This is a genomic window from Erwinia sp., from assembly GCF_031978025.1.
Taxonomy (GTDB): domain Bacteria; phylum Pseudomonadota; class Gammaproteobacteria; order Enterobacterales; family Enterobacteriaceae; genus Erwinia.
Genome location: NZ_DALZCD010000059.1, coordinates 5,451 through 6,086, shown reverse-complemented (window position 1 = coordinate 6,086; position 636 = coordinate 5,451). Strand labels below are relative to the sequence as shown.

The window sequence follows — 636 nt, the reverse complement described above, 5'->3', positions numbered from 1 at the left end:
CTGGCTGGCCGTATCACTGACAGGATGACGATCGTCTTTGCCGAAAAACAGCGTTTTGACTTCCTGCGCATTGTCGTCACCGGCATGGCTACAGAAGGAAAAGGCTAAACATCCCATTAAAAAAAAAGCTTTCAGGCGCATGTCTCTCTCTGAATGGAGATTAAAAACCGCAGGTGGTAATAACTATAGTCGGCTGGCGGTAAAAAGGAAGTTTAATCTAAAAATCAGCAGGCTACGTCTGTTAAAGGTAAAAGCTGAAGGCAATAACGCCGCAAAGAATCAAACAGCCCAGGATAATTTCGAATAAATAGCGACGCACCATCATCCGATACTCCAGGAAAGAAACACCCGGCTGAACCGGGTGTTTAAGTGAACAAACTACGTTGAAGGCTAACTTCTGCGATTAAGCTTTAGGTGCAGCAGCTTTCTTAGCGGTTTTCTTGTGGTGAACTTTCTTGGCAGCCTGAGCTTTCTGCGCTACTGGCTTAGCTGCTTTTTTGTGGTGTACTTTTTTGGCAGCCTGGGCTTTCTGTGCAGCTGGCTTGGTGGCTTTTTTGTGGTGCACTTTTTTAGCAGCCTGCGCTTTCTGTGCAGCTGGCTTGGTGGCTTTTTTGTGGTGCACTTTTTTAGCAGCCT

Annotated in this window: 1 protein-coding gene and 1 pseudogene; both read right to left on the bottom strand. The window is 46.4% G+C overall.

Annotation, left to right across the window (positions count from 1 at the left end; translation table 11 throughout):
• A pseudogene (locus RTK32_RS06825) lies at positions 1–141 on the bottom strand (serine protease); the annotation flags it as partial.
• Positions 142–403: 262 nt separating this feature from the next.
• A partial coding sequence (locus RTK32_RS06820) for a hypothetical protein (protein ID WP_312042721.1) occupies positions 404–636 on the bottom strand: 233 nt, incomplete at its 5' end.